This is a genomic window from Streptomyces sp. NPDC028910 (genome assembly GCF_055564955.1).
Genome location: NZ_JBVHVF010000005.1, coordinates 320,908 through 347,526 on the forward strand (window position 1 = coordinate 320,908; position 26,619 = coordinate 347,526).

General features: G+C 72.5%; 24 protein-coding genes. 17 read left to right on the top strand and 7 right to left on the bottom strand.

What is annotated here, in order from left to right; translation table 11 throughout:
- Positions 1 to 288: 288 nt before the first annotated feature.
- From ACZ4TV_RS10395 to ACZ4TV_RS10405, 3 genes are all read left to right on the top strand, one after another.
- A complete protein-coding gene (locus ACZ4TV_RS10395) occupies positions 289 to 945 on the top strand; it encodes a trimeric intracellular cation channel family protein (RefSeq protein ID WP_468132778.1) in 657 nt (218 codons plus the stop codon).
- A gap of 47 nt (positions 946 to 992) precedes the next feature.
- A complete protein-coding gene (locus ACZ4TV_RS10400; RefSeq protein WP_468132780.1) occupies positions 993 to 1,847 on the top strand; it encodes a thioesterase family protein in 855 nt (284 codons plus the stop codon).
- Between the two features lie 216 nt (positions 1,848 to 2,063).
- Positions 2,064 to 3,227 (top strand): cysteine desulfurase family protein, encoded by a 1,164-nt coding sequence (locus tag ACZ4TV_RS10405; RefSeq protein ID WP_468132782.1) that lies wholly within the window; start codon positions 2,064 to 2,066, stop codon positions 3,225 to 3,227.
- Positions 3,228 to 3,264: 37 nt separating this feature from the next.
- Here the strand turns inward: ACZ4TV_RS10405 and ACZ4TV_RS10410 are convergent, their stop codons facing one another.
- On the bottom strand, positions 3,265 to 3,948 hold the full coding sequence (locus tag ACZ4TV_RS10410; protein WP_468132784.1) for an N-acetylmuramoyl-L-alanine amidase: 684 nt from the start codon (positions 3,946 to 3,948) through the stop codon (positions 3,265 to 3,267).
- Between the two features lie 69 nt (positions 3,949 to 4,017).
- Between ACZ4TV_RS10410 and mnmA the strand changes: the two genes are divergently transcribed.
- A complete protein-coding gene (mnmA, locus tag ACZ4TV_RS10415; RefSeq protein ID WP_468132786.1) occupies positions 4,018 to 5,169 on the top strand; it encodes a tRNA 2-thiouridine(34) synthase MnmA in 1,152 nt (383 codons plus the stop codon).
- Here the strand turns inward: mnmA and ACZ4TV_RS10420 are convergent.
- Positions 5,166 to 6,089 (bottom strand): NADP-dependent oxidoreductase, encoded by a 924-nt coding sequence (locus ACZ4TV_RS10420; protein ID WP_468132788.1) that lies wholly within the window; start codon positions 6,087 to 6,089, stop codon positions 5,166 to 5,168. The two genes, mnmA and ACZ4TV_RS10420, sit on opposite strands and share 4 nt — an antisense overlap.
- Positions 6,090 to 6,192: 103 nt before the next feature.
- On the opposite strand from ACZ4TV_RS10420, the gene ACZ4TV_RS10425 reads away from it, so the two are divergent.
- The 10 genes from ACZ4TV_RS10425 (at position 6,193) to gatB (ending at position 18,147) form a co-directional block, all read left to right on the top strand.
- A complete protein-coding gene (locus ACZ4TV_RS10425; protein ID WP_468132790.1) occupies positions 6,193 to 7,158 on the top strand; it encodes a GlxA family transcriptional regulator in 966 nt (321 codons plus the stop codon).
- Between the two features lie 87 nt (positions 7,159 to 7,245).
- Positions 7,246 to 7,590 carry a DUF1330 domain-containing protein gene (locus ACZ4TV_RS10430; protein WP_468132792.1) on the top strand — a complete coding sequence of 115 codons (345 nt, stop codon included), beginning with the start codon at positions 7,246 to 7,248 and terminating at the stop codon, positions 7,588 to 7,590.
- Between the two features lie 154 nt (positions 7,591 to 7,744).
- Positions 7,745 to 8,434: an SDR family oxidoreductase gene (locus tag ACZ4TV_RS10435; RefSeq protein WP_468132794.1), complete on the top strand. Its 690-nt coding sequence runs from the start codon at positions 7,745 to 7,747 to the stop codon at positions 8,432 to 8,434.
- Positions 8,431 to 9,414, top strand: a complete 984-nt coding sequence (locus ACZ4TV_RS10440) for a methionine synthase (RefSeq protein ID WP_468132796.1) — start codon at positions 8,431 to 8,433, stop codon at positions 9,412 to 9,414. The genes ACZ4TV_RS10435 and ACZ4TV_RS10440 overlap by 4 nt, the downstream gene beginning before the upstream one ends.
- A gap of 31 nt (positions 9,415 to 9,445) precedes the next feature.
- On the top strand, positions 9,446 to 11,647 hold the full coding sequence (gene ligA, locus ACZ4TV_RS10445) for an NAD-dependent DNA ligase LigA (RefSeq protein WP_468132798.1): 2,202 nt from the start codon (positions 9,446 to 9,448) through the stop codon (positions 11,645 to 11,647).
- Between the two features lie 388 nt (positions 11,648 to 12,035).
- Positions 12,036 to 14,216, top strand: a complete 2,181-nt coding sequence (locus ACZ4TV_RS10450) for a putative bifunctional diguanylate cyclase/phosphodiesterase (protein ID WP_468132800.1) — start codon at positions 12,036 to 12,038, stop codon at positions 14,214 to 14,216.
- A 362-nt stretch (positions 14,217 to 14,578) separates the two neighbouring features.
- Positions 14,579 to 14,875 carry an Asp-tRNA(Asn)/Glu-tRNA(Gln) amidotransferase subunit GatC gene (gene gatC / locus ACZ4TV_RS10455; protein WP_010984178.1) on the top strand — a complete coding sequence of 99 codons (297 nt, stop codon included), beginning with the start codon at positions 14,579 to 14,581 and terminating at the stop codon, positions 14,873 to 14,875.
- 5 nt (positions 14,876 to 14,880) lie between these two features.
- On the top strand, positions 14,881 to 16,374 hold the full coding sequence (gene gatA / locus ACZ4TV_RS10460; RefSeq protein WP_468132802.1) for an Asp-tRNA(Asn)/Glu-tRNA(Gln) amidotransferase subunit GatA: 1,494 nt from the start codon (positions 14,881 to 14,883) through the stop codon (positions 16,372 to 16,374).
- Complete coding sequence (locus tag ACZ4TV_RS10465; RefSeq protein ID WP_356878288.1) at positions 16,371 to 16,616, top strand: hypothetical protein; 246 nt, start codon at positions 16,371 to 16,373, stop codon at positions 16,614 to 16,616. Before gatA ends, ACZ4TV_RS10465 begins: the two co-directional genes overlap by 4 nt.
- Positions 16,617 to 16,632: 16 nt before the next feature.
- Positions 16,633 to 18,147 (top strand): Asp-tRNA(Asn)/Glu-tRNA(Gln) amidotransferase subunit GatB, encoded by a 1,515-nt coding sequence (gene gatB / locus ACZ4TV_RS10470; RefSeq protein WP_468132804.1) that lies wholly within the window; start codon positions 16,633 to 16,635, stop codon positions 18,145 to 18,147.
- A 72-nt stretch (positions 18,148 to 18,219) separates the two neighbouring features.
- Here gatB and ACZ4TV_RS10475 read toward each other — a convergent pair whose 3' ends face one another.
- The 3 genes from ACZ4TV_RS10475 to ACZ4TV_RS10485 all read right to left on the bottom strand — a co-directional run bounded on the left by ACZ4TV_RS10475 (position 18,220) and on the right by ACZ4TV_RS10485 (position 21,340).
- A complete protein-coding gene (locus tag ACZ4TV_RS10475; RefSeq protein WP_468132806.1) occupies positions 18,220 to 18,537 on the bottom strand; it encodes an NPCBM/NEW2 domain-containing protein in 318 nt (105 codons plus the stop codon).
- 74 nt (positions 18,538 to 18,611) lie between these two features.
- Complete coding sequence (locus tag ACZ4TV_RS10480) at positions 18,612 to 19,238, bottom strand: GNAT family N-acetyltransferase (protein WP_468132808.1); 627 nt, start codon at positions 19,236 to 19,238, stop codon at positions 18,612 to 18,614.
- Positions 19,235 to 21,340 carry a penicillin acylase family protein gene (locus tag ACZ4TV_RS10485; protein WP_468132867.1) on the bottom strand — a complete coding sequence of 702 codons (2,106 nt, stop codon included), beginning with the start codon at positions 21,338 to 21,340 and terminating at the stop codon, positions 19,235 to 19,237. Before ACZ4TV_RS10485 ends, ACZ4TV_RS10480 begins: the two co-directional genes overlap by 4 nt.
- 188 nt (positions 21,341 to 21,528) lie before the next feature.
- On the opposite strand from ACZ4TV_RS10485, the gene ACZ4TV_RS10490 reads away from it, so the two are divergent.
- The gene (locus ACZ4TV_RS10490) at positions 21,529 to 22,263 is read left to right on the top strand and encodes a siderophore-interacting protein (RefSeq protein ID WP_468132810.1); all 735 of its coding nucleotides are present in this window, start codon (positions 21,529 to 21,531) and stop codon (positions 22,261 to 22,263) included.
- Positions 22,264 to 22,283: 20 nt separating this feature from the next.
- Here ACZ4TV_RS10490 and ACZ4TV_RS10495 read toward each other — a convergent pair whose 3' ends face one another.
- Complete coding sequence (locus ACZ4TV_RS10495) at positions 22,284 to 22,784, bottom strand: DinB family protein (RefSeq protein WP_468132812.1); 501 nt, start codon at positions 22,782 to 22,784, stop codon at positions 22,284 to 22,286.
- Positions 22,785 to 22,927: 143 nt separating this feature from the next.
- On the bottom strand, positions 22,928 to 23,719 hold the full coding sequence (locus tag ACZ4TV_RS10500; RefSeq protein ID WP_468132869.1) for a GNAT family N-acetyltransferase: 792 nt from the start codon (positions 23,717 to 23,719) through the stop codon (positions 22,928 to 22,930).
- Positions 23,720 to 23,780: 61 nt separating this feature from the next.
- Here ACZ4TV_RS10500 and ACZ4TV_RS10505 point away from each other — a divergent pair, with 61 nt between their 5' ends.
- Positions 23,781 to 24,239 carry a cupin domain-containing protein gene (locus ACZ4TV_RS10505; RefSeq protein WP_468132814.1) on the top strand — a complete coding sequence of 153 codons (459 nt, stop codon included), beginning with the start codon at positions 23,781 to 23,783 and terminating at the stop codon, positions 24,237 to 24,239.
- Between the two features lie 120 nt (positions 24,240 to 24,359).
- The gene (locus tag ACZ4TV_RS10510) at positions 24,360 to 26,600 is read left to right on the top strand and encodes an MMPL family transporter (RefSeq protein ID WP_468132816.1); all 2,241 of its coding nucleotides are present in this window, start codon (positions 24,360 to 24,362) and stop codon (positions 26,598 to 26,600) included.
- Positions 26,601 to 26,619: the final 19 nt, after the last annotated feature.

The following is a 26,619-nucleotide window of genomic DNA, read 5'->3' on the forward strand; positions in this document are numbered from 1 at the left end:
GCCCCACCAGGCACATCCGGGCCCGCCGCACACGTCCAGCCCCGCCGCACAATCCAGCCCCGCCGGCGTTTGAGGCGCGGGGTCCGGGGCGGAGCCCCGCGAGCGGGCGCACCCACGCCGCACACTTCCAGCCCCGCCGGCGATTGAGGCGCGGGGTCCGGGGCGGAGCCCCGAGTCCTGGACCCCGCCCCCGCCCCGGCCCCGGCCCCGGCCAGCCCGAGCCTCCACCCCGGCGGGAGCCAAGAGGCTCCGTCACCCCGGCGGGAGCCAAGGGGCGACAATGAGCCAGTGCTCCACGATCTCTTCCCGCCCGGGATCCAGCATGCCCTGGACCTCGCCGGCATCTTCGTCTTCGCCACCGCAGGCGCCCTGCTCGCCGTCCGCAAGAACTTCGACGTCTTCGGCATCGTGGTCCTCGCCCTGGTCACGGCCCTCGGCGGCGGCCTCTTCCGCGACCTCGTCATCGGCGCCGTCCCGCCCGCCGCCTTCGGCGAGCTCAGCTTCTTCCTCACCCCGCTGATCGCCGCCGCGATCGTCTTCTTCCTGCACCCCGAGGTCCAGCGGATCAACCGCGCCATCAACGTCTTCGACGCGGCCGGCCTCGGACTGTTCTGCGTGACCGGCACGACCAAGGCGTACGAGTACGGACTCGGCCTCACCGCCTCCGCCGCCCTCGGCCTGGCCACCGCCGTCGGAGGGGGCGTACTGCGCGACGTACTCGTCAACGAGGTGCCCTCGCTGCTGCGCGACCGCGAGATGTACGCCGTCCCCGCCGTCGTCGGCGCCTCGATGGTCGCCGTCTTCATCGGCCTCGACATCCTCAACGGCATCACCACCGGCCTGGCGATCGTCACCACCTTCGTCCTGCGTCTCCTCGCCATGCGCTACCACTGGCGGGCACCGCTGGCCTGGAACCGGCGGTCGTCTGTGTCCGAGGAGCCGTAACAAAAGAAAGCTACCGCTTAGTAGCTTCGCGGTGTACCGTCGCTTTCATGTCACACGCAGCTGCCCAGGCAACCATCGGCGACAGCGAGTTCGACCGCGACACCACGATCACCGCGCGCGCGGGCGAGCCGGGGGTGTACGACGCCGAGCTCTCCGCCGGATGGACGATCATCACCGCCGTCAACGGCGGCTACCTGCTGGCCCTGGTCGGCCGGGCCCTGTCGGCGGCCCTCCCGCACCCGGACCCCTTCACCGTCTCCGCGCACTACCTGACCTCCTCCGTGCCCGGCCCCGCCGTGATCCGTACGCAGGTCGTACGGGTCGGCCGCACCCTCTCCACCGGCCAGGCCTCGCTGTTCCAGTACGACGAGAACGGCGCCGAGGTCGAGCGCATCCGCGTCCTCGCTTCCTACGGCGACCTCTCCTCCCTGCCGGACGACGTACGCACGGTGGCCCTGCCGCCCGTGATGCCGCCCTACGAGGACTGCCTCGGCCCCGAAGCCGGCCCGGCCCCGATCCCGGGCAGCTCCGCGATCGTCGACCGGCTCCGGCTGCGGCTGGACCCCGCGACCGCGGGCTGGGCCGTCGGCGCGCCGTCGGGCAAGGGCGAGATGCGGGCCTGGTTCGAGCTGGCCGACGGCCGCGACGCCGACCCGCTGTCCATGCTGCTGGCGGTGGACGCGCTGCCGCCCACCGCCTTCGACCTGGGCCTGATCGGCTGGGCCCCGACGGTGGAGCTCACCACCCACATCCGCCGCCGCCCGGCCCCGGGCCCGCTGCGGATCGCCATCACCACCCGCAACCTGGCCGGCGGCTTCCTGGAGGAGGACGCCGAGGTCTGGGACTCGGCGGACCACCTGGTAGCCCAGTCCCGCCAACTGGCCCGCGCCCCCCGCGGCTGACGCTGGGGCTGCTCAAGCCCCGCCGGCGTTTTGAGGCGCGGGTCCGGGCGGAGCCTGCTGCTCAAGCCCCGCCGGCGTTTGAGGCGCGGAGCCGGGCGGAGCCCGGGAAACGGAGAAGGGGCGGGGCGGGGGCCGGCTCCGCGCAGCGGCCCCCCGGCAAGCCCCCGCAGGGACACGGCACGGGACGGCACAGCCGACTCGTAGAATCGAGGGATCATGGCCTACCTCGACCACGCCGCCACCACACCGATGCTGCCGGAGGCCGCCGCGGCGATGACCGCGCAGTTCGCCGCCACGGGCAACGCGTCCTCCCTGCACGCCGCCGGCCGCCGGGCCCGCCGTACCGTCGAGGAGGCCCGAGAGGCCTTCGCCGAGGCGGTCGGCGCCCGCCCCAGCGAGGTGGTCTTCACCGCCGGCGGCACGGAGGCCGACAATCTCGCGGTCAAGGGCCTCTACTGGGCCCGGCGCAACGCCGACCCCGCCCGGACCCGGGTCCTCGCCAGCCCCGTCGAGCACCACGCCGTGCTCGACGCCGTCCACTGGCTCGCCGAACACGAGGGCGCGCAGGTCGAGTACCTGCCCGTGGACCATTACGGGCGCGTGCACGCCGACGCCTTCCGGGAAGCCGTCGAGCGGAACCCGGACGACGTGGCCCTGGCCACCGTCATGTGGGCCAACAACGAGATCGGCACCATCATGCCGGTCCACGAACTGGCCTCCATCGCCGGGGAGTTCGGGATCCCGCTGCACTCCGACGCCGTCCAGGCCTTCGGGCAGCTCGACGTCCACTTCGGCGACAGCGGCCTCGCCGCCATGACCGTCAGCGGCCACAAGATCGGCGGCCCCTACGGCATCGGAGCGCTGCTCCTGGGCCGCGACCAGACCCCCGTCCCCGTCCTGCACGGCGGCGGCCAGGAGCGGCACGTCCGCTCCGGCACCCTCGACGTGCCGGCCGTCGCCGCCTTCGCGGTGGCCGCCGTCGTCGCCGCCGAGCGGCGGGAACGGTTCGCCACCGAGATCGGCGCCCTGCGCGACGAACTGGTCGCCGCCGTCCGCGCGGCCGTGCCCGACGCCGTCCTCGGGGGAGACCCCGACGAGCGGCTTCCGGCCAATGCCCACTTCAGCTTCCCCGGCTGCGAGGGCGACTCCCTGCTGCTCCTGCTCGACGCCCAGGGCATCGAATGCTCCACCGGCTCCGCGTGCACCGCCGGCGTGGCCCAGCCGAGCCACGTCCTGCTGGCCACCGGCACCGACCCGCAGCTGGCCCGCGGCACCCTGCGCTTCTCCCTCGGCCACACCTCCACGAAGGAGGACGTCGCGGCCCTGGCCGCGGCCATCGGCCCCGCAGTCGAACGCGCCCGCACGGCGGGCCTCAGCTAGGGGGTGTCCGGGGCGGTGTCCTGCCGATCAGGCCGGATCAGGCGCGGCCCGCGCCGGGCGCCGTTCCGTCGAGCTCGGCCCGGATCATGCCTATGTACCGCTTCCAGTCCCAGTGGCGGCCCGGGTCCGTGTGGTCGGCGCCCGGCACCTCCGAGTGCCCGACGATGTGGCTCCGGTCCGCCGGTATGCCGTACCGGCGGCAGACGTCGGCCGCCAGCCGGGCCGAGGCCGCGTACATCGCGTCCGTGAAGTCCTGCGGGCGGTCCACGAACCCGACGTGCTCGATGCCGACGCTGCGCTCGTTCATCGAGCGGTTGCCCGCGTGGAAGGCCACGTCCAGCTCGCGCACCATCTGCTCCACATGGCCGTCCCCGCGCACTATGTAGTGCGCCGAGGCCTTGTGCCACGGATTCTTGAAGGCGTCCACCGAGGAGGCGAAGCCGCCCTGGGTGACATGGACGACGATCCGGTCCACCCGGTAGTCGTCCGGCCGGTCCGCCATCCGCCAGTTCGCCGGTGAGGCCGCCGTCCAGCTCGCGCCCGCGTGGTCGAGCTCACCCTCCTTGCGCGGCTTGGCCACCCCCGGCAGCAGCCACCAGGCACGGCTGATCTCCTCCCGGCCGGCGATCGCCGCCACCGTGAAGATCCCGAGCCCTCCGAAGAGCACCGCCCTGCGGGTCCGGCCCGGCGGCTTCTTCGCCTTCTTCCCCTGCTCGACCATGTGATCCACCCCCCGTACCCGATAACGCGCTGTGACCCCGCCCGGTTCCCCCGTACTCTGGAGGGTGCTATGACTGAGAACCTGCCGCGCACCGCCCGCCCCCTTCGCGTCCTGGCCGCCATGTCCGGCGGCGTGGACTCCGCCGTCGCAGCCGCCCGTGCGGTCGAAGCCGGGCACGACGTGACCGGCGTCCACCTCGCGCTCTCCGCGAACCCGCAGTCCTTCCGGACCGGCGCTCGCGGCTGCTGCACCATCGAGGACTCCCGCGACGCCCGCCGCGCCGCCGACGTCATCGGCATCCCGTTCTACGTCTGGGACCTGGCCGAGCGCTTCCGCGAGGACGTGGTCGAGGACTTCATCTCCGAGTACGAGGCCGGGCGCACCCCGAACCCCTGCCTGCGCTGCAACGAGAAGATCAAGTTCGCGGCGCTGCTCGACAAGGCCCTCGCCCTCGGCTTCGACGCCGTCTGCACCGGCCACTACGCCACCGTCGTCGTGAACGAGGACGGCTCCCGCGAGCTGCACCGCGCCTCCGACATGGCCAAGGACCAGTCGTACGTCCTCGGTGTCCTGGACGAGAAGCAGCTCGCCCACGCCCTCTTCCCGCTCGGTGACACCCTCACCACCAAGGAAGAGATCCGCGCCGAGGCCGAGCAGCGGGGCCTGGCCGTGGCGAAGAAGCCCGACAGCCACGACATCTGCTTCATCGCCGACGGCGACACCCAGGGCTTCCTCGCGCACCGCCTCGGAAAGGCCGAGGGCGACATCGTCGACGAGACCGGCGAGAAGGTCGGCACCCACGAGGGAGCCTTCGGCTTCACCATCGGCCAGCGCAAGGGCCTGCGCATCGGCCACCCGGCCGCCGACGGCAAGCCGCGCTACGTCCTCGACATCTCCCCGGTGAACAACACCGTCACCGTCGGCCCCGTCGAGGCCCTCGACGTCACCGCCCTCACCGCGATCCGCCCCCGCTGGTGCGGCTCCACGGCCGCCGCCCCGGGCACCTACACCGCCCAGCTGCGCGCCCACGGCGGCGAGACCGAGGTCTTCGCCGAGCTCGTGGACGGCGAGCTGCGCGTCTCCTTCACCGAGCCCGTCCGCGGCGTGGCCCCCGGCCAGGCGATCGTGCTCTACGACGGCACCCGCGTGGTCGGCTCGGCCACCATCGCGACGACCACCCGGGCCACCACCGCGTCCTCCTCCGCCTCCGCCTCCGCTTAGACCACCGTCAGGACGATCTTGCCGGTGGTGCGGCCCCGCTCGCCGAGCTCGTGGGCCTTCACGGCCTGCTCCAGCGGCAGCACCGTGTCGATGACCGGGCGCAGCTTGCCCTCCGCGACCAGGGCGGCGATGGCCTTCAGGCCCGCGTAGTCCGGCTCGACGAGGGTCCAGCCGGTGCGGAAGCCCTCGGCCCCGGCCGGCACGTCGTCGGGACCGTTCAGGGTGATCAGGTGTCCGCCCGGGCGCAGCACCTTCAGGGAGCGGGCCCCGTAGTCGCCGCCGATGGCGTCGATCACGACGTCGACCTCGGAGACCGCGTCCTCGAAGTCGGTGGTGCGGTAGTCGATCGTCTCGTCGGCCCCGAGCGAGCGGAGCACGTCGTGCTTGGCGGCGCTGGCGGTCCCGATCACGTACGCGCCGAGCGCCTTGGCGATCTGGACGGCGAAGTGGCCCACCCCGCCGGCGGCCGCGTGCACGAGCACCCGCTGTCCGGCCCGCAGGCCCGCGGTGTCGGTCAGCGCCTGCCACGCGGTGAGCGCGGCCAGCGGGAGGGCGGCGGCCTGGACGTGGTCGACGGCGGCGGGCTTGCGGGCGAAGTGCCGGGCGGTGGCCGTGACGTACTCGGCGTAGCCGCCCGCCTGGGCCGGGAAGCGCGGCATGCCGAAGACCTCGTCGCCCGGCTGGAACAGCGTCACGCCGGGGCCGACGGCCTCGACCGTGCCGGACACGTCCCAGCCGACGGCCGGGACCGGCCCCCAGGGGATCAGGGCGCCGGAGGCCCGGGTCTTCCAGTCGACGGGGTTCACCCCGGCCGCGTGGACCCGTACCAGGATCTCGCCCATGGCCGGCTCCGGCCGCTCCAGCTCGGTCTCGGTCAGGACCTCCGGTCCGCCCCACTGGCTGACGACGACGGCGCGCATGTGTTTCTCCTCAGGTGTGTCCGGTGCTGCTGTGGAACCAGCTTCGGCGCCGGAACCGGGCCATGGTGTTGGCCGGACGGCCACCATGTGTCAGGATCTGGCCATGCACCGGATCGCAGTACTGGCCCTCGAAGGCGTCCCCCCGTTCGAGCTCGGGATCCCCTCCCGGGTCTTCGGCAACGCCTACGACGACGCCGGCCACCGGCTCTACGAGCTCACCGTCTGCACCGCCGACGGCCTGCCCGTGACCAGCGACGCGGGCTTCACCGTGGGCGTCTCGGCGGGCCCCGAGGCCCTCGCCGCGGCCGATACCGTGATCATCACGCCCACGCACGCCATGGACGAGCTCGCGCAGGGCGCGCCCCTGCCGCGGCCACTGACCGACGCACTCGCCGCGATCCGGCCCGGCACCCGGCTGGTCTCCCTCTGCACCGGCTCCTACGTCCTCGCCGCCGCCGGGCTGCTCGACGGCCGGCCCGCCACCACGCACTGGATGCACGCGCCCGAGTTCCAGCGGGGCTTCCCGCGCGTCCGACTCGACGAGGAGGTCCTCTTCGTCGACGACGGCGACATCCTCACCTCCGCGGGCGTGGCCGCGGGCGTCGACCTCTGCCTGTACCTGATCCGCCAGGACCACGGCTCGGCCGTCGCCAACCGCGCCGCGCGGCTGTGCGTGGTCCCGCCGTGGCGCGACGGCGGGCAGGCCCAGTACATCGACCGGCCCGTGCCCGAACCCACCATCGCCACCACGACCGCCACCCGCGCCTGGGCCCTCGAACGCCTCGGCGAGCCGATCGCGCTCGCCGAGCTGGCCGCGCACGCCCGGATGAGTCTGCGCACCTTCTCCCGGCGCTTCCGCGACGAGGTCGGGATGACCCCGGTGCAGTGGCTCACTGCCCAACGGCTGGAGATCGCCCGCCACTTGCTGGAGTCCAGTGACCTCCCGGTCGACCTGGTCGCCCACCGGGCCGGCTTCGGCTCCGCGGGCTCGCTGCGCCAGCACATGCGTTCCGCGCTCGGTGTCTCCCCGATCGCCTACCGCCGCACCTTCCAGCCCGCCCCCGCATGACCTCGGAGGTAATCGCCGGCGCGGCCGGCCTCTGCCATGATCGCATCAACGGCCCGCACGGGCGGGCCCGTTGACGGGGAGAAGATCATGACCGCGTACGCAATCGCCCACATCCGGACCACGACCATGAACGCGGACATCCTGGAGTACATCGAGCGGATCCAGTCGACCATGGAGCCCTTCGAAGGCCGCTTCCTCGTGCACGGCAAGGAGGTCGAGGTCCTGGAGGGCCCCTTCCCCGGCACGGTCGTCATGATCGGCTTCCCGGACATCGACCGGGCGCGTGCCTGGTACGCCTCCGACGCCTACCAGGCCATCCTCCCGCTGCGCACCGACCACCTCGCCGGTGAGGCCATCCTGGTCGAGGGCGTCCCGGCCGACTACGACGCCAGGAAGACGGCCGCGGCCCTGCGCGAGGCCGCTGGGCTCTGACCCATTCGGCCTCGCCGGCGTTTGAGGCGCGGGGGTCCGGGGGCCGGCCCCCGGCAGCGGCGCCGCGCCGGCCGACGTACGGGACCAGCCCCGGACCACTGGACCACTGGACCGCGCTGCCGCCGGAGCCCGGCATGGTGCGAGCATGGGCCGTATGGCTACTCACCTGATCACCGGCGCCGGCTCCGGCATCGGCGCCGCCGTCGCGGCCCGGCTGCACGCCCGCGGCGACGACCTCGTCCTGCTCGCCCGCGACGCCGGCCGCGCCCGCCAGCTCGTCGACCGCTACCCCGGCTCCGCGGCCCTCGTCGGCGACCTCGCCGACCCCGACCGGCTCTCGTGGGCCTTCTCCAAGCAGGCCGTTCCGGAGCGGATCGACTCGCTCCTGCACATCGCCGGGATCGTGGACCTCGGACCGGTGGGGGACCTCCGGCCCAAGACCTGGCACCAGCAGCTCAACGTGAACCTGATCGCCCCCGCCGAGGTCACCCGGCTGCTGCTGCCCACCCTGCGGGCCTCGCAGGCGGACATCGTCTTCGTGAACTCCGGCGCCGGCCTCCACGCCCACGCCGACTGGAGCGCGTACGCCGCCTCCAAGCACGGGCTCAAGGCCCTCGCCGACTCGCTGCGGGAGGAGGAGAAGGGCAACGGGATCCGCGTCACCTCCGTCTACCCGGGCCGCACCGCCAGCCCCATGCAGGCCAAGGTGCACTCCCAGGAGGGCAAGGAGTACGACCCCGCCGACTGGATCGACCCCGAGTCCGTCGCGACGACCATCGTCATGGCCATCGACCTGCCCCGCGACGCCGAGGTCAACGACCTGACCGTAAGGCCCGGCCGATGAGCGCGGGCGCCACCGGCATCGGTTCGCTGCCCGGCGGCGACGCCCGCGAGGCCGCGAAGACCGTCACCGGGTCCTTCGAGGACTTCCCGTACCTCGCCGAGCTGCCCGCCCGCGGGCCCGGCGCGGACATGATCGGCCGCTCCCTCGGACTGCTCGTCGACATGTACGCCCACGTGGAGCCCAGCGGCTGGCGGATCAGCGACCGCCCGGGACGGGACTCCAAGCGGGCCCGGTCCTGGCTCGGGGAGGACCTGGACGCGCTGGAGGAGTTCACCCAGGGGTACACGGGGAAGCTCAAGATCCAGGCCGTCGGGCCGTGGACGCTCGCCACCGCCCTGGAGCTGCACGGCGGTGAGGCCATGCTCCAGGACGCGGGCGCCTGCCGGGACCTGGCGGGATCGCTGGCCGAGGGCCTGCGCGAGCACCTGGCCGACGTACGCAAGCGGATCCCCGGCGCCGACATCGTCCTGCAGTTCGACGAGCCGTCCCTGACCGCCGTACTGCTCGGCCGAGTGCGGTCCGCCAGCGGCTACCGCACCTACCGCGCCGTCGACCGGCAGGTCGTCGAAGGCACGCTGCGCGAGCTGTTCGCCGTCCACGGCGGGGACGTCGTCGTGCACTCCTGCGCGCCCGAGGTCCCCTTCGGCCTGCTGCGGCGAGCCGGCGCCACGGGCGTGTCGTTCGATTTCTCCCTGCTCACCGAGCGCGAGGACGACGCCGTCGGAGAGGCCGTCGAAGGCGGTACGAAACTCTTCGCCGGAGTGGTGCCGGGCACCGATGCTCCGTTGTCGGACCCTGCCGGTAGCGTCATGGGTGTCAGGAAGCTTTGGCGCAGGCTGGGGCTGGCCCCGGGGACTCTGGCGGAGTCCGTCGTGGTCACCCCGTCGTGCGGTCTGGCGGGCGCTTCACCCGCATACGCCCGCGCGGTGCAGGCGCATTGCGTCAGGGCGGCGAGGTCGCTCGCCGACAACCCTGAGTGACGGTCGAGGACGGGCCACGGGAGGACACGGCATGGCAGCCGAACAGCAGGACACGGCAGTACCGGCGGCGGTGCGTGAGCAGCACCAGCTGCTGGCCGAGCAGGTCGAGGAGCACCGCTTCCGGTACTACGTGAACGACCAGCCGATCGTCAGCGACGCCGAGTTCGACAAGCTGCTGCGCTCGCTGGAGGCGCTGGAGGAGCAGTACCCGGAGCTGCGCACGCCCGACTCGCCCACCCAGAAGGTGGCCGGGGCGTACGAGACCGACTTCGCCTCGGTCCAGCACCGGGAGCGGATGCTCTCCCTCGACAACGCCTTCGACGACGAGGAACTGGCCGCCTGGGCCGAGCGGGTGGCCCGGGACGTGAACACCTCGGACTACCACTACCTGTGCGAGCTGAAGGTGGACGGCCTCGCCGTCAATCTCACCTACGAGAACGGCCGGCTGACCCGCGCCGCCACCCGCGGCGACGGCCGCACCGGCGAGGACATCACGCCCAACGTCCGCACGATCAAGGAGATCCCGGACCGTCTCAAGGGCGACCGGATCCCGGCCCTGGTGGAGATCCGCGGCGAGGTCTACTTCCCGATGGAGAAGTTCGAGGAGCTCAACGCGCGGCTCGTGGAGACGGAGGGCAAGCCCTTCGCCAACCCGCGCAACGCGGCGGCCGGTTCGCTGCGCCAGAAGGACCCGAAGATCACCGCCACGCGCCCGCTGCACATGGTGGTGCACGGCATCGGCGCGCGCGAGGGCCTGGAGATCGAGCGCCAGTCGCAGGCGTACGAGCTGCTGCACGAGTGGGGCCTGCCCACCGCCGCCCACGCCACGGTGCTCTCCTCGCTCGCCGAGGTCCGCGAGTTCATCGCGTACTACGGCGAACACCGGCACTCGGTGGAGCACGAGATCGACGGCGTGGTCGTCAAGGTCGACGAGATCGGCCTCCAGGGCCGCCTCGGCTCCACCGCCCGCGCCCCGCGCTGGGCGATCGCCTGGAAGTACGCCCCCGAAGAGGTCAACACCAAGCTCATCGACATCAAGGTCGGCGTCGGCCGCACCGGGCGCGTGACCCCGTACGCGCAGGTGGAGCCCGTGACGGTGGCCGGCTCCGAGGTCGAGTTCGCGACGCTGCACAACCAGGAGGTCGTCAAGGCCAAGGGCGTGCTCATCGGGGACACCGTGGTGCTGCGCAAGGCGGGCGATGTCATCCCCGAGATCCTCGGGCCGGTGGTGGATCTGCGGGACGGCAGCGAGCGGGAGTTCGTGATGCCCGCCGAGTGCCCCGCCTGCGGGACGGCGCTGCGGCCGATGAAGGAGGGGGACATCGACGTCCGGTGCCCCAACGCCCAGACCTGCCCCGCCCAGTTGCGCGAGCGGCTCTTCTACCTGGCGGGCCGGCAGTCCCTGGACATCGAGAACTTCGGCATGGTGGCGGCCGCCGCGCTGACCGCCCCGCTGGAGCCGGCCCAGCCGCCCCTGCTGGACGAGGGCGACCTCTTCGGCCTCACCATCGAGCAGCTGCTGCCCATCAAGGCGTACGTCCTGGACCCCGACAGCGGGCTGCCCAAGCGGGACCCGAAGACGGGCGAGGAGAAGATCGTCACGGTCTTCGCCAACCAGAAGGGCGAGCCGAAGAAGAACGCCCTGGCGATGCTGGAGAACATCGCGGCCGCCAAGCAGCGCCCGCTCGCCCGCATCATCAACGGCCTGTCGATCCGTCACGTCGGACCGGTCGCGGCGGAGGCGCTCGCCCGCGAGTTCCGGTCGATCGAGCGCATCGAGCAGGCCACCGAGGAGGAACTGACGGCGACGGACGGGGTCGGCGCGATCATCGCCCGCTCCCTCAAGGAATGGTTCGCCGTCGACTGGCACCAGGAGATCCTGCGCAAGTGGCGGGAAGCCGGGGTCCGGATGGAGGAGGAAGGTTCCGGCGAGGAGGAGGGTCCGCGCCCGCTGGAAGGGCTCACCGTCGTCGTCACCGGCACTTTGCAGAGCCACACGCGGGACGGCGCCAAGGAGGCACTGCAGAGCCGCGGCGCCAAGGTCACCGGCTCCGTGTCGAAGAAGACCTCGTTCGTCGTGGTCGGGGACAACCCGGGCTCGAAGTACGACAAGGCCGTGCAGTTGAAGCTGCCCGTCCTCGACGACGCCGGCTTCGCGGTGCTGCTGGAGCAGGGCCCGGACGCGGCGCGGGACGTCGCGCTCCCGGTGGACGGCGAGGGCGAAGGGGAGTAAATACCAAGAGGGGGATCGCCGAGGGGGAGTAGCGAAGGCGAACGGATGCGTGGCGTGCGGCCGTACGGGCGGGCGCACGCCCGGCGCGGCGGACGGTGGTAAACGGCTGGTACAAGGCTGGTCGCAGGCCGGTGACCTGTCGGATCATCGGAGGGGTGACGGGGGGTGCCTGGTCCAAACTCACCCGTTCGGCGGATACCGTACTGATGAGGATGGCTGGGTCGCATTCGGGCAACCACTGCCGACCGCTGCCCCTGGGAGCCTCCCGCGTCCTACTGTTGAGGGGTGCGCCTGTCGTGCGCGGCTGCGGGACGCGATGTCGGCCGTGGTGGCATGACATCGGGGCCATCGTGTGACATCGGCATCGCCGGCTGTGAGAGGTACGGGCATGAAACCCACCGAAAGCGCCGACCCGTCACCTGAATTCGGCGGGGAACTCCCGTCCATCCGGGCGGGCAGGCTCGGTGTCCTGGGCACCAGGACACCGGAGACCCGACCGATCGACACCGGCGCGGGCGGACAGGGGCGGCGCGGAGTGCTGCCCCACCTCGTCGTGGGCCTCTCCGCCGTGGTGCTCGCGGCCGGCATCTTCTCCGCGCTGAGCGGTCGTCATGCGCTGTTCCCCGGCGGGCCGGTCGGCTGGGCGCTCGCCCTCCTCACCGGCATCATCGTCGGCCACCTGGTCGCGCTCGGCCGCGACCGCTGGTGGGGCGGCACCGGATCGGGCGCCGCGCTCACCCTCGGCGTGCTCCTCCTCTACGGGTGGGTGCCCGCGGGACTGGTCTCGCTGGCGGTGGTCACCCTGGTCGGGGCCGCGCGCCGGCACCGCTGGCGGCAGGGGCTGCTGCACGGCTCCGTGGACATCCTCGGCATCGGCGCCGGGGCCCTCGTACTCGGTGCCTTCGGCGTGGCGCCCTCCGTCGAGACCCCCTGGCTGCCCACCAGCTGGGGGCTGGAGGCGGTCCCCGAGGTCATCCTCGTCGCCGTCGCCTATCTGCTCGTCACCCGCGTCCTGCTCTGGATCTCGCTGGCCCCGCGCGGCGGCGGCCTGCCCACCGTCGCCCGGACCGCCCTGCTCCGGCAGGCCTTAGTGGCCGTCGCGCTGCTCGGCATCGCCCCGCTGATCTGCGTCGTCGCCGTCACGCAGCCGGTGCTGCTGCCGCTGTTCGCCGTACCGCTGATCGCGCTGGACTCCACGCTGTGGATCGCCCGGGCGCGCGCCGAGGAGCAGCTGCGGGATCCGCTGACCGGGCTGCCGAACCGGCAGTGGCTGCTGGAGCGGGCCTGGTCCGCCCTGGACGAGGCTGAACGTTTGGGCACCCGGTCAGCTCTTGTGCTGATCGACCTGGACCGCTTCCGCGCGGTCAACGACACCCTGGGCCATCTGGCGGGCGACCGGCTGCTGCTCCAAATCGCCGACCGGCTGCGCCAGGCCCTGCCCGAGGACGCCGAGGCCGCCCGGCTCGGCGGCGACGAGTTCGCCGTCCTGCTGCCCGTCGCCGACTCCACCACCAGCGCCCAGCGCATCGCCCGCCACCTGGTCGCGGAACTCAGCTCCCCCCTCGACCTGGACGGACTCACGCTCGTCCTGGAGGCCAGCGCCGGCCTCGCCGTCTTCCCCGACCACGCGCTGGACGCCGAGGGGCTGCTGCGCCGTGCGGACGTGGCGATGTACCAGGCGAAGCGCGACCGTACGGGCGTGGAGGTGTACGAGTCCAAGCGGGACAGCAACACGCCCGACCGCCTCGGGCTCCTCGGCGACCTCCGCCGGGCCCTCGACGCCGGTGAAGTGGAACTGCACTACCAGCCGAAGGTCCGCTTCGACGGCCAGGTGGCGGGGCTCGAAGCCCTGGTGCGGTGGGTCCATCCGGAACGGGGGCGCGTGTCACCGGACGAGTTCATCGCGATCGCCGAGACCTCCGGGCTGATGCCGCACCTGACGGAGTACGTCCTGGAGACGGCCCTCGCCCAGGTGGCGCGCTGGCGGGCCCAGGGTCTGAAGGTCCCGGTGGCCGTCAACGTCTCGCCGCGCGACGTCCACACCCCGGGCTTCGCGGGCGCGGTGGCCGCGAGACTGGCCCGCCACGGGGTCCCGGCCAGCGGCCTGCAGCTGGAGATAACGGAGCACGTCCTGCTGGAGGACCCCCAGCGGGCGGCGGACACCATGGCCGGGCTCACGGGCCACGGCGTGAAGATGTCCCTGGACGACTTCGGCACCGGCTACTCCTCGCTCGTCCACCTGCGCCGGCTGCCGGTCAGCGAGCTGAAGATCGACCGGTCCTTCGTGGGCCGGCTGGCGGTCGACGCGCAGGACGCGGAGATCGTGCGCTGCACCGTCGATCTCGCCCATTCGCTGGGTCTGCTCGTGGTCGCCGAGGGCGTGGAGGACGACGAGACGTGGGAGCGGCTGCGGGACCTGGGCTGCGACGCGGTGCAGGGGTGGCTGGTCGCCGCCGCGATGCCGCCGCAGGAGGCCACCGCCTGGCTGCTGGCCCGTGGCGAGCGCGGCTGGCGCCGCCCGGCGGACATCACGGCCGAGCTCGCGGCCGCCGAGGCCGACGCCGGCTGACTCCGCCGGAGGTCGCGGGGCTCCGCGGGCTGCGGCTGCCCCCACGGCGCGCCGCCGCTGCCGGGGCTCCGCCCTAGGGGGTGTCCGGCGCCTCAATCGCCGGCGGGGCTTGGCTCATGCCGTCGGCCCGGTGCTGTTGGATTGCCCGCAGGACGACTCCGGCCCCGCCGATCTTTGAGCCCCGCCGGCGATTGAGGCGCGGGTCCGGGCGGCGCCCGGAAGGCCCCGCGCGGCGGGCTCGCGCGGGTGCCCGTACCGGCGCCCTGGACGCCCGCCGGGCAAACCGTTTCGTTCGCCGGGCGCCTGGCCCCATAGGATTGGGCCTGAAACCTACACACTCGAAACCCCCAGAGGATCGCTGCATGCCTGGCATCACGCGCGAGGAGGTCGCCCACCTCGCTCGGCTGGCACGTCTGGAGCTCAAGGCCGAAGAGCTGGACCACTTCGCCGGACAGCTCGACGACATCATCGGCGCGGTCGCCCGCGTTTCCGAGGTCGCCGACCAAGACGTCCCGCCGACCTCCCACCCGCTGCCGCTGACGAACGTCATGCGCGCGGACGAGGTCCGTCCGTCGCTCACCCCCGAGCAGGCGCTCTCCGGTGCTCCTGCACAGGAGCAGCAGCGTTTCAAGGTGCCGCAGATCCTGGGGGAGGACTAACAACCATGGTCGACATCATCAAGCTCACGGCCGCCGAGACCGCCGAGAAGATCGCCTCGGGCGAGCTCACGGCCGTCGAGGTGACCGAGGCCCACCTGGCCCGCATCGACGCCACCGACGAGAAGGTCCATGCCTTCCTCCACGTCGACCGTGAAGGCGCGCTCGCCCAGGCCCGCGCCGTCGACGCCAAGCGCGAGGCCGGCGAGAAGCTCGGCCCGCTGGCCGGCGTACCGCTCGCCCTCAAGGACATCTTCACCACCGTCGGGGTCCCGACCACCGTCGGTTCGAAGATCCTCGAAGGCTGGATCCCGCCCTACGACGCCACCCTGACGCGCAAGCTCAAGGAAGCCGACGTCGTCATCCTCGGCAAGACCAACATGGACGAGTTCGCCATGGGGTCGTCGACGGAGAACAGCGCCTACGGGCCCACCGGCAACCCCTGGGACCTCACCCGGATCCCCGGCGGCTCCGGCGGTGGCTCCGCCGCCGCCCTCGCAGCCTTCCAGGCCCCGCTCGCCATCGGCACGGACACCGGCGGCTCCATCCGCCAGCCCGCCGCCGTCACGGGCACGGTCGGCGTGAAGCCCACGTACGGAGGCGTCTCCCGCTACGGCATGGTCGCCTTCTCCTCCTCCCTCGACCAGGGCGGGCCCTGCGCCCGTACGGTCCTGGACGCGGCGCTCCTGCACGAGGTGATCGCCGGCCACGACCCGCTCGACTCCACCTCCATCGACGCCCCGGTCCCGCCGGTCGTCGAGGCCGCCCGCAACGGCTCGGTCGCCGGCATGCGCGTCGGTGTGGTCAAGCAGTTCGCGGGCGAGGGCTACCAGGCCGGTGTCGTCCAGCGCTTCAACGAGGCGGTGGAGCTCCTGGGCGAGCTCGGCGCCGAGATCGTCGAGCTGGACTGCCCGTCCTTCGACCTCGCGATGGCCGCGTACTACCTGATCGCGCCCTCCGAGTGCTCCTCGAACCTGGCCCGCTTCGACGCCATGCGCTACGGCCTGCGCGTCGGCGACGACGGCACCAAGTCCGCCGAGGACGTCACCGCCCTGACCCGCGAAGCCGGCTTCGGCGACGAGGTCAAGCGCCGCATCATCCTCGGCACGTACGCGCTCAGCTCCGGCTACTACGACGCGTACTACGGCTCCGCCCAGAAGGTCCGCACGCTCATCACGAAGGACTTCGAGAAGTCCTTCGAGCAGGTCGACGTGATCGTCTCCCCGACGACCCCGACCACCGCCTTCCCGATCGGTGAGCGCACCGACGACCCGCTGGCGATGTACCTCGCGGACCTGTGCACCATCCCGACCAACCTCGCCGGCAACTCCGCCATGTCGCTCCCCTGCGGCCTGGCGCCGGAGGACGGCCTCCCGGTCGGGCTGCAGATCATCGCCCCCGCGATGAAGGACGATCGGCTCTACAAGGTCGGTGCGGCCGTCGAGGCCGCCTTCGTCGCACGCTGGGGTCACCCGCTGCTCGAGGAGGCACCGTCGCTGTGAGCACCAGTGCACTGTCCAAGGCCAAGGGCTTCAAGAAGTCCAAGACCGGCACCTACCTGTCGATCGGCACCACCGCATTCGGTGCGCTCAGCGTGATCAAGCAGGTCAAGAAGGCCCGCGTCGAACACGACACGCTGAAGCTGATCGACGCCGCCGTGTCCGCCGCCGCCATCGTCACCGGCCTCGCGATCCTGTACCGCGAGCTGAAGCGCCTGGGCGACGACGACGTCCTGCTGGGCTGAGAGGGAAATTTCCACCGTGACCACCTTCACCGAACTGCTGTCGTACGAGGACGCTCTCGCCTCGTACGACCCCGTCATGGGCCTCGAGGTCCATGTCGAGCTCGGCACCAAGACCAAGATGTTCTGCGGCTGTTCGACCGAGCTGGGCGCCGAGCCCAACTCGCAGACCTGCCCGACCTGCCTCGGTCTGCCCGGCTCCCTGCCCGTCGTCAACGCGATCGGCGTCGAGTCGGCCATCAAGATCGGCCTCGCGCTGAACTGCGAGATCGCCGAGTGGTGCCGCTTCGCCCGGAAGAACTACTTCTATCCGGACATGCCGAAGAACTTCCAGACCTCCCAGTACGACGAGCCCATCGCCTTCAACGGCTTCCTGGACGTCCAGCTGGAGGACGGCGAGATCTTCCGCGTGGAGATCGAGCGCGCCCACATGGAAGAGGACACCGGCAAGTCGCTGCACGTCGGCGGCGCCACCGGCCGTATCCACGGCGCGTCCCACTCCCTGCTGGACTACAACCGCGCCGGCATCCCGCTCATCGAGATCGTCACCAAGCCCATCGAGGGCGCGGGCGAGCGGGCCCCCGAGGTCGCCAAGGCGTACGTCGCCGAGCTGCGCGAGGTCATCAAGGCGCTCGGCGTCTCCGAGGCCCGCATGGACAAGGGCCAGATGCGCTGCGACGTGAACCTGTCGCTGCGCCCGAACCCCGAGGCCCCCTTCGGCACCCGCTCGGAGACCAAGAACGTCAACTCGCTGCGCTCCGTCGAGCGCGCCGCGCGCTTCGAGATCCAGCGGCACGCGGCCCGGCTGCGCAGCGGCCTCGCGGTGGTGCAGGAGACCCGGCACTTCCACGAGGAGGACGGCTCCACCACGGCCGGCCGCATCAAGGACAACGCCGAGGACTACCGGTACTTCCCGGAGCCCGACCTGGTCCCCGTGGCCCCGGCCCGCGACTGGGTCGAGGAGCTGCGCGCCGGCCTGCCCGAGATGCCGCGCGTGCGCCGCAACCGGCTCCGCGAGGAGTGGGGCGTCACCGAGCACGACATGCAGTCGATCCTCAACGCGGGCGCGGTGGACTCCATCGTCGCCACGATCGAGGCGGGTGCCGACCCGGCCGCCGCGCGCAAGTGGTGGATGGGCGAGCTCGCCCGCAACGCCAATGAGCAGGGCGTCGTCGTCGACGAGCTGCCGATCACCCCGGTGCAGGTGGCCCGGGTCGCGGCCCTGGTCGCCGACGGCTCGCTCAACGACAAGCTGGCCCGCAAGGTCCTCGAAGGCGTGCTCGCCGGCGAGGGCACCCCGGACGAGGTCGTCGAGAAGCGCGGCCTGAAGGTCGTCTCGGACGAGGGCGCGCTCGGCGCGGCCGTTGACGAGGCCATCGCGGGCAACGCGGCCATCGCGGACAAGATCCGCGGCGGCAAGATCGCCGCCGTCGGCGCCCTGGTCGGGGCGGTCATGAAGACCACCCGCGGTCAGGCCGACGCGGCGCGCGTCAAGGAGCTCATCCTGGAGCGCCTGGGCGTCACCGAGGGCTGAGCCTCCTCGTCGGGTATGCGTCGAAGGGCGCCCCGTACCGGTACGCAGACCGGTGCGGGGCGCCCTTCGGCGTCAGCGCTTGAGGGTGGGCGCGGCCAGGACGACGTAACCGTCCTTGGTGCCGCAGGTGTCCTCCACACGGATGCGCAGCCGTAGCGCGTCCTTGACCTGCACCGTCTTGGTGACCGGCTTGCCGAGCCGGACCTCCTCGTTGAAGAGCGCGGGCTTGTCGTCGATGACGACGGAGATCCGCCCCGACTCGACGGGCGAGGTGTCGTCGATACCGGCCGTGAACTCCAGGGTGGACCAGGCCCGGTTGAGGTGCAGCGTGACGGCGTTGACCCGCAGGCCGTTCAGTCCGTCGATGGGGTCGAGGTCGGTCAGGTCCACGAGGCCCTTTGAGTGGGCATCGGCTTCCCGGGGAGAGGTGCGCGCGGTCAAGCTTCGCGGCTCGCGCTCGCTCTTCAGTGGGAACCGGTGGACGCGCTGCCGGGCGCACGGCTCGTCCGCCCGGACTGCGGCGGGCTGAGGAAGGCCAGGCGGGCCTTCTTGGCGGGGAGGTAGACCTCGGGCAGGTCGATCTCGGGGAGTTCGATCTCCGGGCCGAGCACGAAGCCCGTGCGCTCCAGCAGGGCGATGGCCTTTTCGTTCCGGGCGTCCGGTTCGCCGACCACGCGCCGCGCGGCCGGGTCGGAGAACACGAACGCGATGAACGCCTCCATCAGGCCGGCCGTGAAGCCGTGCTCCGCCGCGCCCTTGCTGGGGCCGATCAGCAGGTGGACGCCGACGTCCCCGGGCTGGACCTCGTAGCACTCGCCGACCCGGTCCTCGGCGCAGTCGTACGTCTGGAACAGCGCGACCTGCTCCCCGTCACGGCTGATCATGAAGGCGTGGTGGGTGGTGCGGCGGTCGACGTCCTCGTAGATCTCCTGGACCAGTTCGCGGCTGGCCTCGCCCATCCCCCAGAAGCGGGCCCGCTCCTGGGTCACCCAGCTGTGGATCAGGGCGGAGTCGGCGGCCGGGTCGACGGGGGTGACGGTGACCGTGCCGAAACCCCCGACGGGGTAGGTGAAGACCGGGGTGGGGCTCATATCGATTCCTTGGTGAGGCGGGTCCAGTCGGTGACGACGGGGACGAGTTCGCACCGCGCCCACAGGGGGAGCTGGTCGCGGTGGTGGGGCGAGCCGGTGACGCCGTCCGCGCCCAGCGGCACCGCCCAGAGGCTGTCCTCGCGGCGGGCGAGGTCCCAGACGTAACGGGCCGCCGACGCGCGGGCGGTGAGGTCGGTGAAGCCGGGGACGGAGGAGGTGGCGTTCACGCAGTCGTGGTCGCCGCCGAGGCCGGGCCAGTCCTCGGCCTCCGGGTGGGGGAGGGCCTGCCAGGGGGTGAGGCGGTGGACCTGTGACCAGGGCGTGTCGGGGGCGCTGGCAGCGGCCGTCTCCTCCAGGGCGGCGCGGACGTGCGCCGCGCGGTCGAGGCCGGGGACGAGGGAGGTGGTGAGCAGTCCTTCGAGGGCGTAGCCGATCCGGGGGACCAGGTACAGCCAGGGGTGGAACACGGCCGGGCCGGTGGGCGCCCCCGACAGCCCGGCGAAGACGGGATCCGCGGCGAAGCGGCGTACGGTCGCGCTCCGGAAGGCCGCGAAGACGGTGGCGTCGGTGCTGTCGGCGGCCATGTGCCGGTCCCAGGCGAGCAGTCGGGCACGCAGGGCCTGCGCCGCCGGGGTCAGATCCTCGAAGCCGGGCAGCAGGGCGAGCAGGGGCGCGGCCGAGGCCAGGTGCGTGTCCCGGTGTACGTCGGCCATCGCCTCCGGGGACCAGTCCGCGGAGCCGCTGAGCAGCTCGCGGATGCGGTTGGCGCGGTGCGGGGGCGCGAACTCCACGCCCAGCGGGGCGGCGATCCCGCGGGCGTTCGCCATGACGGCGAAGCCCTGCACCGGCTCCGCGGGGGTCGGGGCCCAGCCCTGCCACGCGTGCCGCGGGTCCCAGGCGGGAACGGGGCGCAGCCGGTTGGCGTGATGGCGCAGCGGCACGGCGCCCGCGACGCGGTGCAGCAGGCCGCCCGCGGAGTCGGCGGCGTGGACGACGTTGACCGGCTCGGCCCAGCCGTCGAGGGCGCGGTCGATGTCGGCGACGGTGCGGGCGCGCAGGAGGGCGCGGAGGGCCGCGAAGCCGAGGTCGCGGCGGACGCGGGGCGGGTAGCGCAGGGAGAGGGTCTGCGCGCCGGCGCCGGCGTCGGCGTCGGTGCCTGTCCCGGGGGCGGCCCCGGTGGCGCCGTCCGCGTGGATGATCACGGGGCCGCGGGGCGTCTCCAGGATCTCCACCTCGACGTCGTCCCCGCCGGCCACGGTGATGGTCTCGGTGTGGCGGGCGACGGGCTCCCAGACGCCGTCCGGGCCGAGCGCCTCGACGACGGAGCCGGAGCCGGAGCCGGAGCCGGAGTCGGCGCCGGAGTCGCGGCGCAACTGCTCGACGTACAGGTCCTGGTAGTCCGCCATCGCGTTGGTGATCGCCCAGGCGGCGGTGGCGGTGTGCCCGAAGTGGGCGAGGCCGGGGACGCCGGGGACGGCCAGGCCGAGGACGTCGTAGTCCGGGCAGGAGAGACGGATCTGCTGGTAGACGCCCGGGTCCTCGATGAAGCGGTGCGGGTCGCCCGCGATGATCGCCGAACCGGTGCTGGTGCGGTCGCCCGGCACCAGCCAGCCGTTGCTGCCGGCGGTGCCGGGGCCGTCGGCGGCGAAGAGGGTGACCGCGTCGTCGCCGAGGGCGCGGGCCACGCGCTCGCGCCACAGCTTGGTGGCGAAGCCGGCGAACAGGATGTGCGTGGCGATCCAGATGGCGAGCGCCACCCACGGCTCCCAGGGAACGGGGGTGAGGCCGGTGCGCGCGAAGCGTTCGTCACGGGCGGCGCCGGCGGTGAGTCCGTCGTTGACGCCGTCCACGTACGCGCGGACCCAGGCGGCGGTGTCGGGATCGTCGCTGTCCAAGGCCTCGTAGCAGCGGCGGGCGGTGTCGGCGAGGCGGCTCTGGCGGGCGAAGCGGTCCCAGGCGACGCAGTCCCCGCCGAGGAAGGAGGCGCTGGAGCCCTCGGCGCGGTGCCGTTCCACCTCGAGCTGCCAGGCGCGGTCGAAGGCGGTGACGCGGCCCTGGGCGTAGGCGAGTCGGAGCTCGTCGGACGCGCGGAGGTGCGGGATGCCCCAGGGGTCGCGGTAGACCTCGTACGATCCCGAGGTCTCCCCGGCGGCCGCGCCCTGGGCTTGCGCGTACGACTCCGCGTCGCTCCCGCTGCTCACACTGCTCACGCTCACGCTGCTCACGCTCTTCCCGAGGTGTATTAGGTTAGGCTGCCCTAACTATAGGGGTGTCAGGGGAGGGGTTGGACATGGCTGTCGGCAAGGGCTGGGAGGGCGTGGTCCTGAAGCTCATGCGGGGCAAGGACTTCACGTTCACCGTTACGGGGGCGGAAGACGTCACAGAGCACTACCGCCGCGTGTACTTCACGGATGGCGGGCTGCTGGCGGCCGCCGGCGGGTCGCCGCACCCGACGATGTGGGTGCGGGTCTGGTTCGAGGGCGCGGGCCGGCCGCACCAGCGGGCGTACACCCTGGTGGACCCGGATCCGCAGGCGGGCACGTTCTGCTTCGAATTCGCCCTGCACGACGGCGTCGCCAGCGCCTGGGCGCGCGGCGCCGAACCGGGCGACACGATCGACGCCACCGTCCAGGGCGCCGGGTTCACCGCCCCGACGCCGCCCCCGGAGCGCCTGCTGGTGATCGGCGACCCGGCCTCCCTCCCGGCGATCAACTCACTGCTGGACGCGTACCCGCGAACCCCGGCGACCCTCTGGTTCGAGACGCAGCACGCCTCGGACGCGGAGTTGCCGATGCGGCTGGACGCGAACCGGCACGACGTCCGCCGGGTGTCGCGGGGCGGGACGGCGCTGGCCGACCGGGTCAGGGCCGAGCTGCCGGAGCTGGTGGGGGACCCGGAGTCGGCGTACGTCTGGCTGGCCTGCGACACGGCGACGACGCGCGCCCTGACGGCGTACCTGCGCAAGGAACTCGCCCTGCCGAAGCACCGGGTGAACGGGCTCGGGTACTGGCGGGCGGGGGCCTGACCGCCCTGGACCCCTGTGACCTACGCGCCGGTGGCGCCGTCGATCGCCTCGCGGAGGAAGTCGGCGTGGCCGTTGTGGCGGGCGTACTCGTGGACGAGGTGGAGCATGACCAGGCGCAGCGAGGCCTCCTCCTTCCAGCTCGGTACGTACGCCGTCACCTCCAGGGACTCGGCGGCGGCCTCGATGCGGCGGGCGTGCGCGACCTCGTCCCGCCAGGCGGTGAACGCCTCGGCGCGGCTGGAGCCCGACGCGTCGTAGGCGGCCTGGAAGTCGTGGCTGTCCGACCACAGGTGCGGGAGGTCCTCGCCGCTCAGGACGCGGCGGAACCAGTGCCGCTCGACCTCGGCCATGTGCCGGACCAGTCCCAGCAGGGACAGCGTGGAGGGGGGCATCGAGGCGCGGCGCAACTGCTCGTCGGTGAGGCCCTCGCACTTCCAGGCGAGCGTGGCCCGGTGGTAGTCGAGGTAGGCCCGGAGGGTCTCGCGTTCGTCGCCGGTGAGGGGCGGGCTGATGCGTTCCATGCGGGCGATCCTGCCCGGTGATCCCGGGGCGGGGAAACCCTTGCGGTTCTATGACGGACACCATAAGTGCCGGCTGACCGTCCCGGAGGTGTCCGGCGGATCGGGCGCGGAGGCGGGACAGTCCCTCGGGGGTGTCTTGTCGATCAGGCCGCCCATACGTACGGCACCGTCACGCCCATGACCCCGAAGCCCAGCCGCTCCAGGATCGGGCGGCTGTCCGCCGAGGCGTCCACCTGGAGGTACGGGATACCGCGTTGCGCCGCCAGGCGGGCGCGGTGGGCGACCAGCAGGCGGTAGATGCCCCTGCCCCGCCATTGCGGGAGGGTGCCGCCGCCCCACAGACCCGCGAAGGCCGTCCCCGGCCGCATCTCCATCCGGGCCGCGCTCACCGGGGTGTCGCCCGCCATCGCCAGCACCGCGGCGATGCTGTCCGGCTCGTTGCGCAGCAGGCTGAGCAGCTGCTCCCGGATCTGCGGCCGCTCCGTCCCGAAGGCCCCCGCGTGGACCGCCATCATCAGGTCCACCCCGGCCTCGTCCGTCACCACCCGCAGTGTGATCCCCTCCGGCGGATCCACCGGCAGCCGCGCGAGCTCGGCCACCCGCCCCACCATCAGGGTCTCGGGCGGCTCCGGTACGAAGCCCGCCGCCCGCAGCCGGTCCCCGAGGTCCGCCGGGCGGTCGTAGTCGTACAGCTTCCACTCGAAATCGGGACATCCGCGTTCCGCGAAGAAGGCCACCTGCGCCGCGATCTCCGCGTCCGCCGTCTCCCCGTCGAGGTCCGACCAGAGCACGCCGTTCCATCCGAGCCCGGGGACGCTCTGGCGTACCACCGCCCCCGCCCGCTCCACCCGTGCCCGCGCGGCGTCCGGCCGCGCACCCTCGCGCATCTCGGCGTCGTACCGGGCGCGCACCTTCAGAAGTTCCTCAAGATCCATCGTCATCGGACCACCTCATCAGTGTCCGTCCGGCCGACACAACTGCATTAGCCTCACCCCCGTGAACGACGACTCCACCATCTACACCGGCAAGGCCGCTCCCGACGCGGCCGCCGACCGCGGCTGGCTCCTCGGCCACTTCAAGGACCCGGCCGATCCCCGTCACAGCGAGGACGTGGAGATCAAATGGGGCGTCCACCCGAAGGGGGACGCACGCGAGCGGTGGGCGACGGGCGAGCAGCGCACCGCACTGCTGGTGCTGATCAGCGGGCGCTTCCGGCTGGAGTTCCCGGGGCGGACCGTCGTCCTCGCCGAGCAGGGGGACTACGTGCTCTGGGGACGAGGCGTCGACCACTCCTGGTACGCGGAGGAGGAGGCGGTGGTCCTCACCGTCCGGTGGCCCTCGATCCCCGGCTACCGGGTGGACGAGCCCGAGGCGCAGAGGGACGCCCGTCCCGCCTGTGACAATGCACACGAAAGGGGCCAACGATCACGAAACGCTGAGATCGTTGAGGTGTAGACCATCTGTGCCGAACCCCCCGGGGCGATCCCCCGGGCCTCGGCCGGGCCTTCACGAGTTGTGTGTTCTTTGCGACGGGCCGACCCCGGTAAAGATCCGAACCACCAGGGAGCACGTCCGTTGGCAGTAATCGCACGGTGGTGCATGCGCCACCGTCTCCTCGCCGTCCTGATCTGGCTGCTGGCACTCGGTGGGACCGCGGCGGCCGCAGGGACCACCGGAGCGGCGTTCTCCAACAACTACGAGGTCCCGGGCACCGAGTCCGGCAAGGCGGACGATCTCCTGCGCGAGGGCTTCCACGGCCAGGGCGGGGACACCGACACCATCGTGTGGCGGGCCCCGGAGCATCAGAGCGCGCGCACCCCGGACATCGAGCAGCGCATGACCCGGGCACTCGACGCCGTCGCGAAGCTCCCCGGCGTCGGCTCGGTCGCCGGACCCTACGGTCCCGGTCCGGAGAGCGCCGCGCGGATCAGCCCCGACGGGCGCACCGCCTACGCCGTGGTGACCTTCGACCAGCAGGCGGACTCCGTACCCAAGGCCCAGGCCAGGGCGGTCGTCGACGCGGCGAAGAACCCCACCACCGAGGCCGGCGGACTCCAGGTCGAGCTGGGCGGCCGCGCCATCCAGCTCACCGAGGCTCCCACCGCGCACCTCGCCGAGATCATCGGCGTCGCCGTCGCGGCCCTGGTCCTCTTCCTCGCCTTCGGCTCGCTCGCGGCGAGTCTGCTGCCCATCGCGACCGCCGTGGTCAGCGTGGGCACCGCCTATTTCGGCATCACCCTCCTCGGGCACGCGATGCCCGTCGCCGACTTCGCCCCGATGCTCGGCACCCTCATCGGCCTCGGCGTCGGCATCGACTACGCGCTCTTCATCGTCACCCGGCACCGCAAGGGCCTCGCCCGGGGCCTCCCGGTCGAGGAGGCGGCCGAGAACGCCGTCGCCACCACCGGCCGGGCCGTCGTCTTCGCCGGAGCCACCGTCTGCATCGCCCTGCTCGGCATGCTCGTGCTGCGGCTGAACTTCCTCAACGGCGTCGCGATAGCGGCCTGCGTGACGGTGATCCTCACGGTCGCCGCCTCGGTCACCCTGCTGCCCGCCCTCCTCTCGTACATCGGCATGCGCGCCCTCTCGCGCCGCGAGCGCCGCAAGCTCGCCACCGAGGGCCCGCGGCCCGAGCCGACCTCCGGCTTCGCCGCCCGCTGGTCCGTCTTCGTGGAGCGGCACCCCAAGCTGCTCGGTGTCGTCGCCACCGCGGTCATGCTGGTGCTGGCCGTGCCCACCCTCTTCCTCCACCTGGGCACCTCCGACCAGGGCAACAATCCGGCCGGCTCCACCACCCGGCAGGCCTACGACCTGCTGGCCGAGGGATTCGGGCCCGGCACGAACGGCCCGCTCGCCGTCGTCGCCCGCGTGGACGGCGCCGGCGACCGGCTCGCCGTCGACGAGCTGGCGCAGGCGCTCCGTACGACGAAGGGCGTCGCCTCCACCGGCCCCGCCGTCTTCAACCGCGGTGGGGACACCGCCGTCCTCATCGTGGTGCCGGACTCCGCCCCGCAGTCCAGGGCCACGAGCGAGCTCGTCGACCGCCTCCGCGAGGACGTCATCCCGCGCGCCGGGCACGGCACCTCCCTGGAGGTCCACGTCGGCGGCGTGACCGCCGGCTACGACGACTTCGCCGAGGTCATCATCGGGAAGCTGCCGCTCTTCGTCGGCGTGGTCGTCGCCCTCGGCTGCGTACTCCTGCTGCTGGCCTTCCGGTCCATCGGCATCCCGGTCAAGGCCGCGGCCATGAACGTCGCCGCCGTCGCCTCCTCCTTCGGCGTCGTGGTCGCGATCTTCCAGTGGGGCTGGGGCAGCGAGCTGCTGGGCCTGGGCAGCGCCGGGCCCATCGAACCCTTCCTGCCCGTGATCATGGTGTCCGTCCTCTTCGGACTGTCGATGGACTACCAGGTCTTCCTCGTCAGCCGGATGTACGAGGAGTGGCTGGACACCGGCGACAACAAGCGGGCCGTGCGCGTGGGCCTCGCCGAGACCAGCCGGGTCATCAACTCGGCGGCCGTCATCATGATCTCCGTCTTCCTCGCCTTCGTCCTCAGCGGCGACCGGATCATCGCGATGTTCGGCATCGCGCTCGCCGCAGCCGTGGCCCTCGACGCCTTCGTGCTGCGCACCCTCCTCGTCCCGGCCCTGATGCACATGCTCGGCGGCGCCAACTGGTGGCTGCCCGCCTGGCTCGACCGGCGGCTGCCGCGGATCAGCATCGAGCCCCCGGAACAGCGTTCCCATGCGAAACTTCCGGCACAGCAGCCGAGCGAAGACAGCGCGGAGCCGGCTGACCCCGTACCCGTGTCCCGCTGACCAGCCGTAAGGACTCACC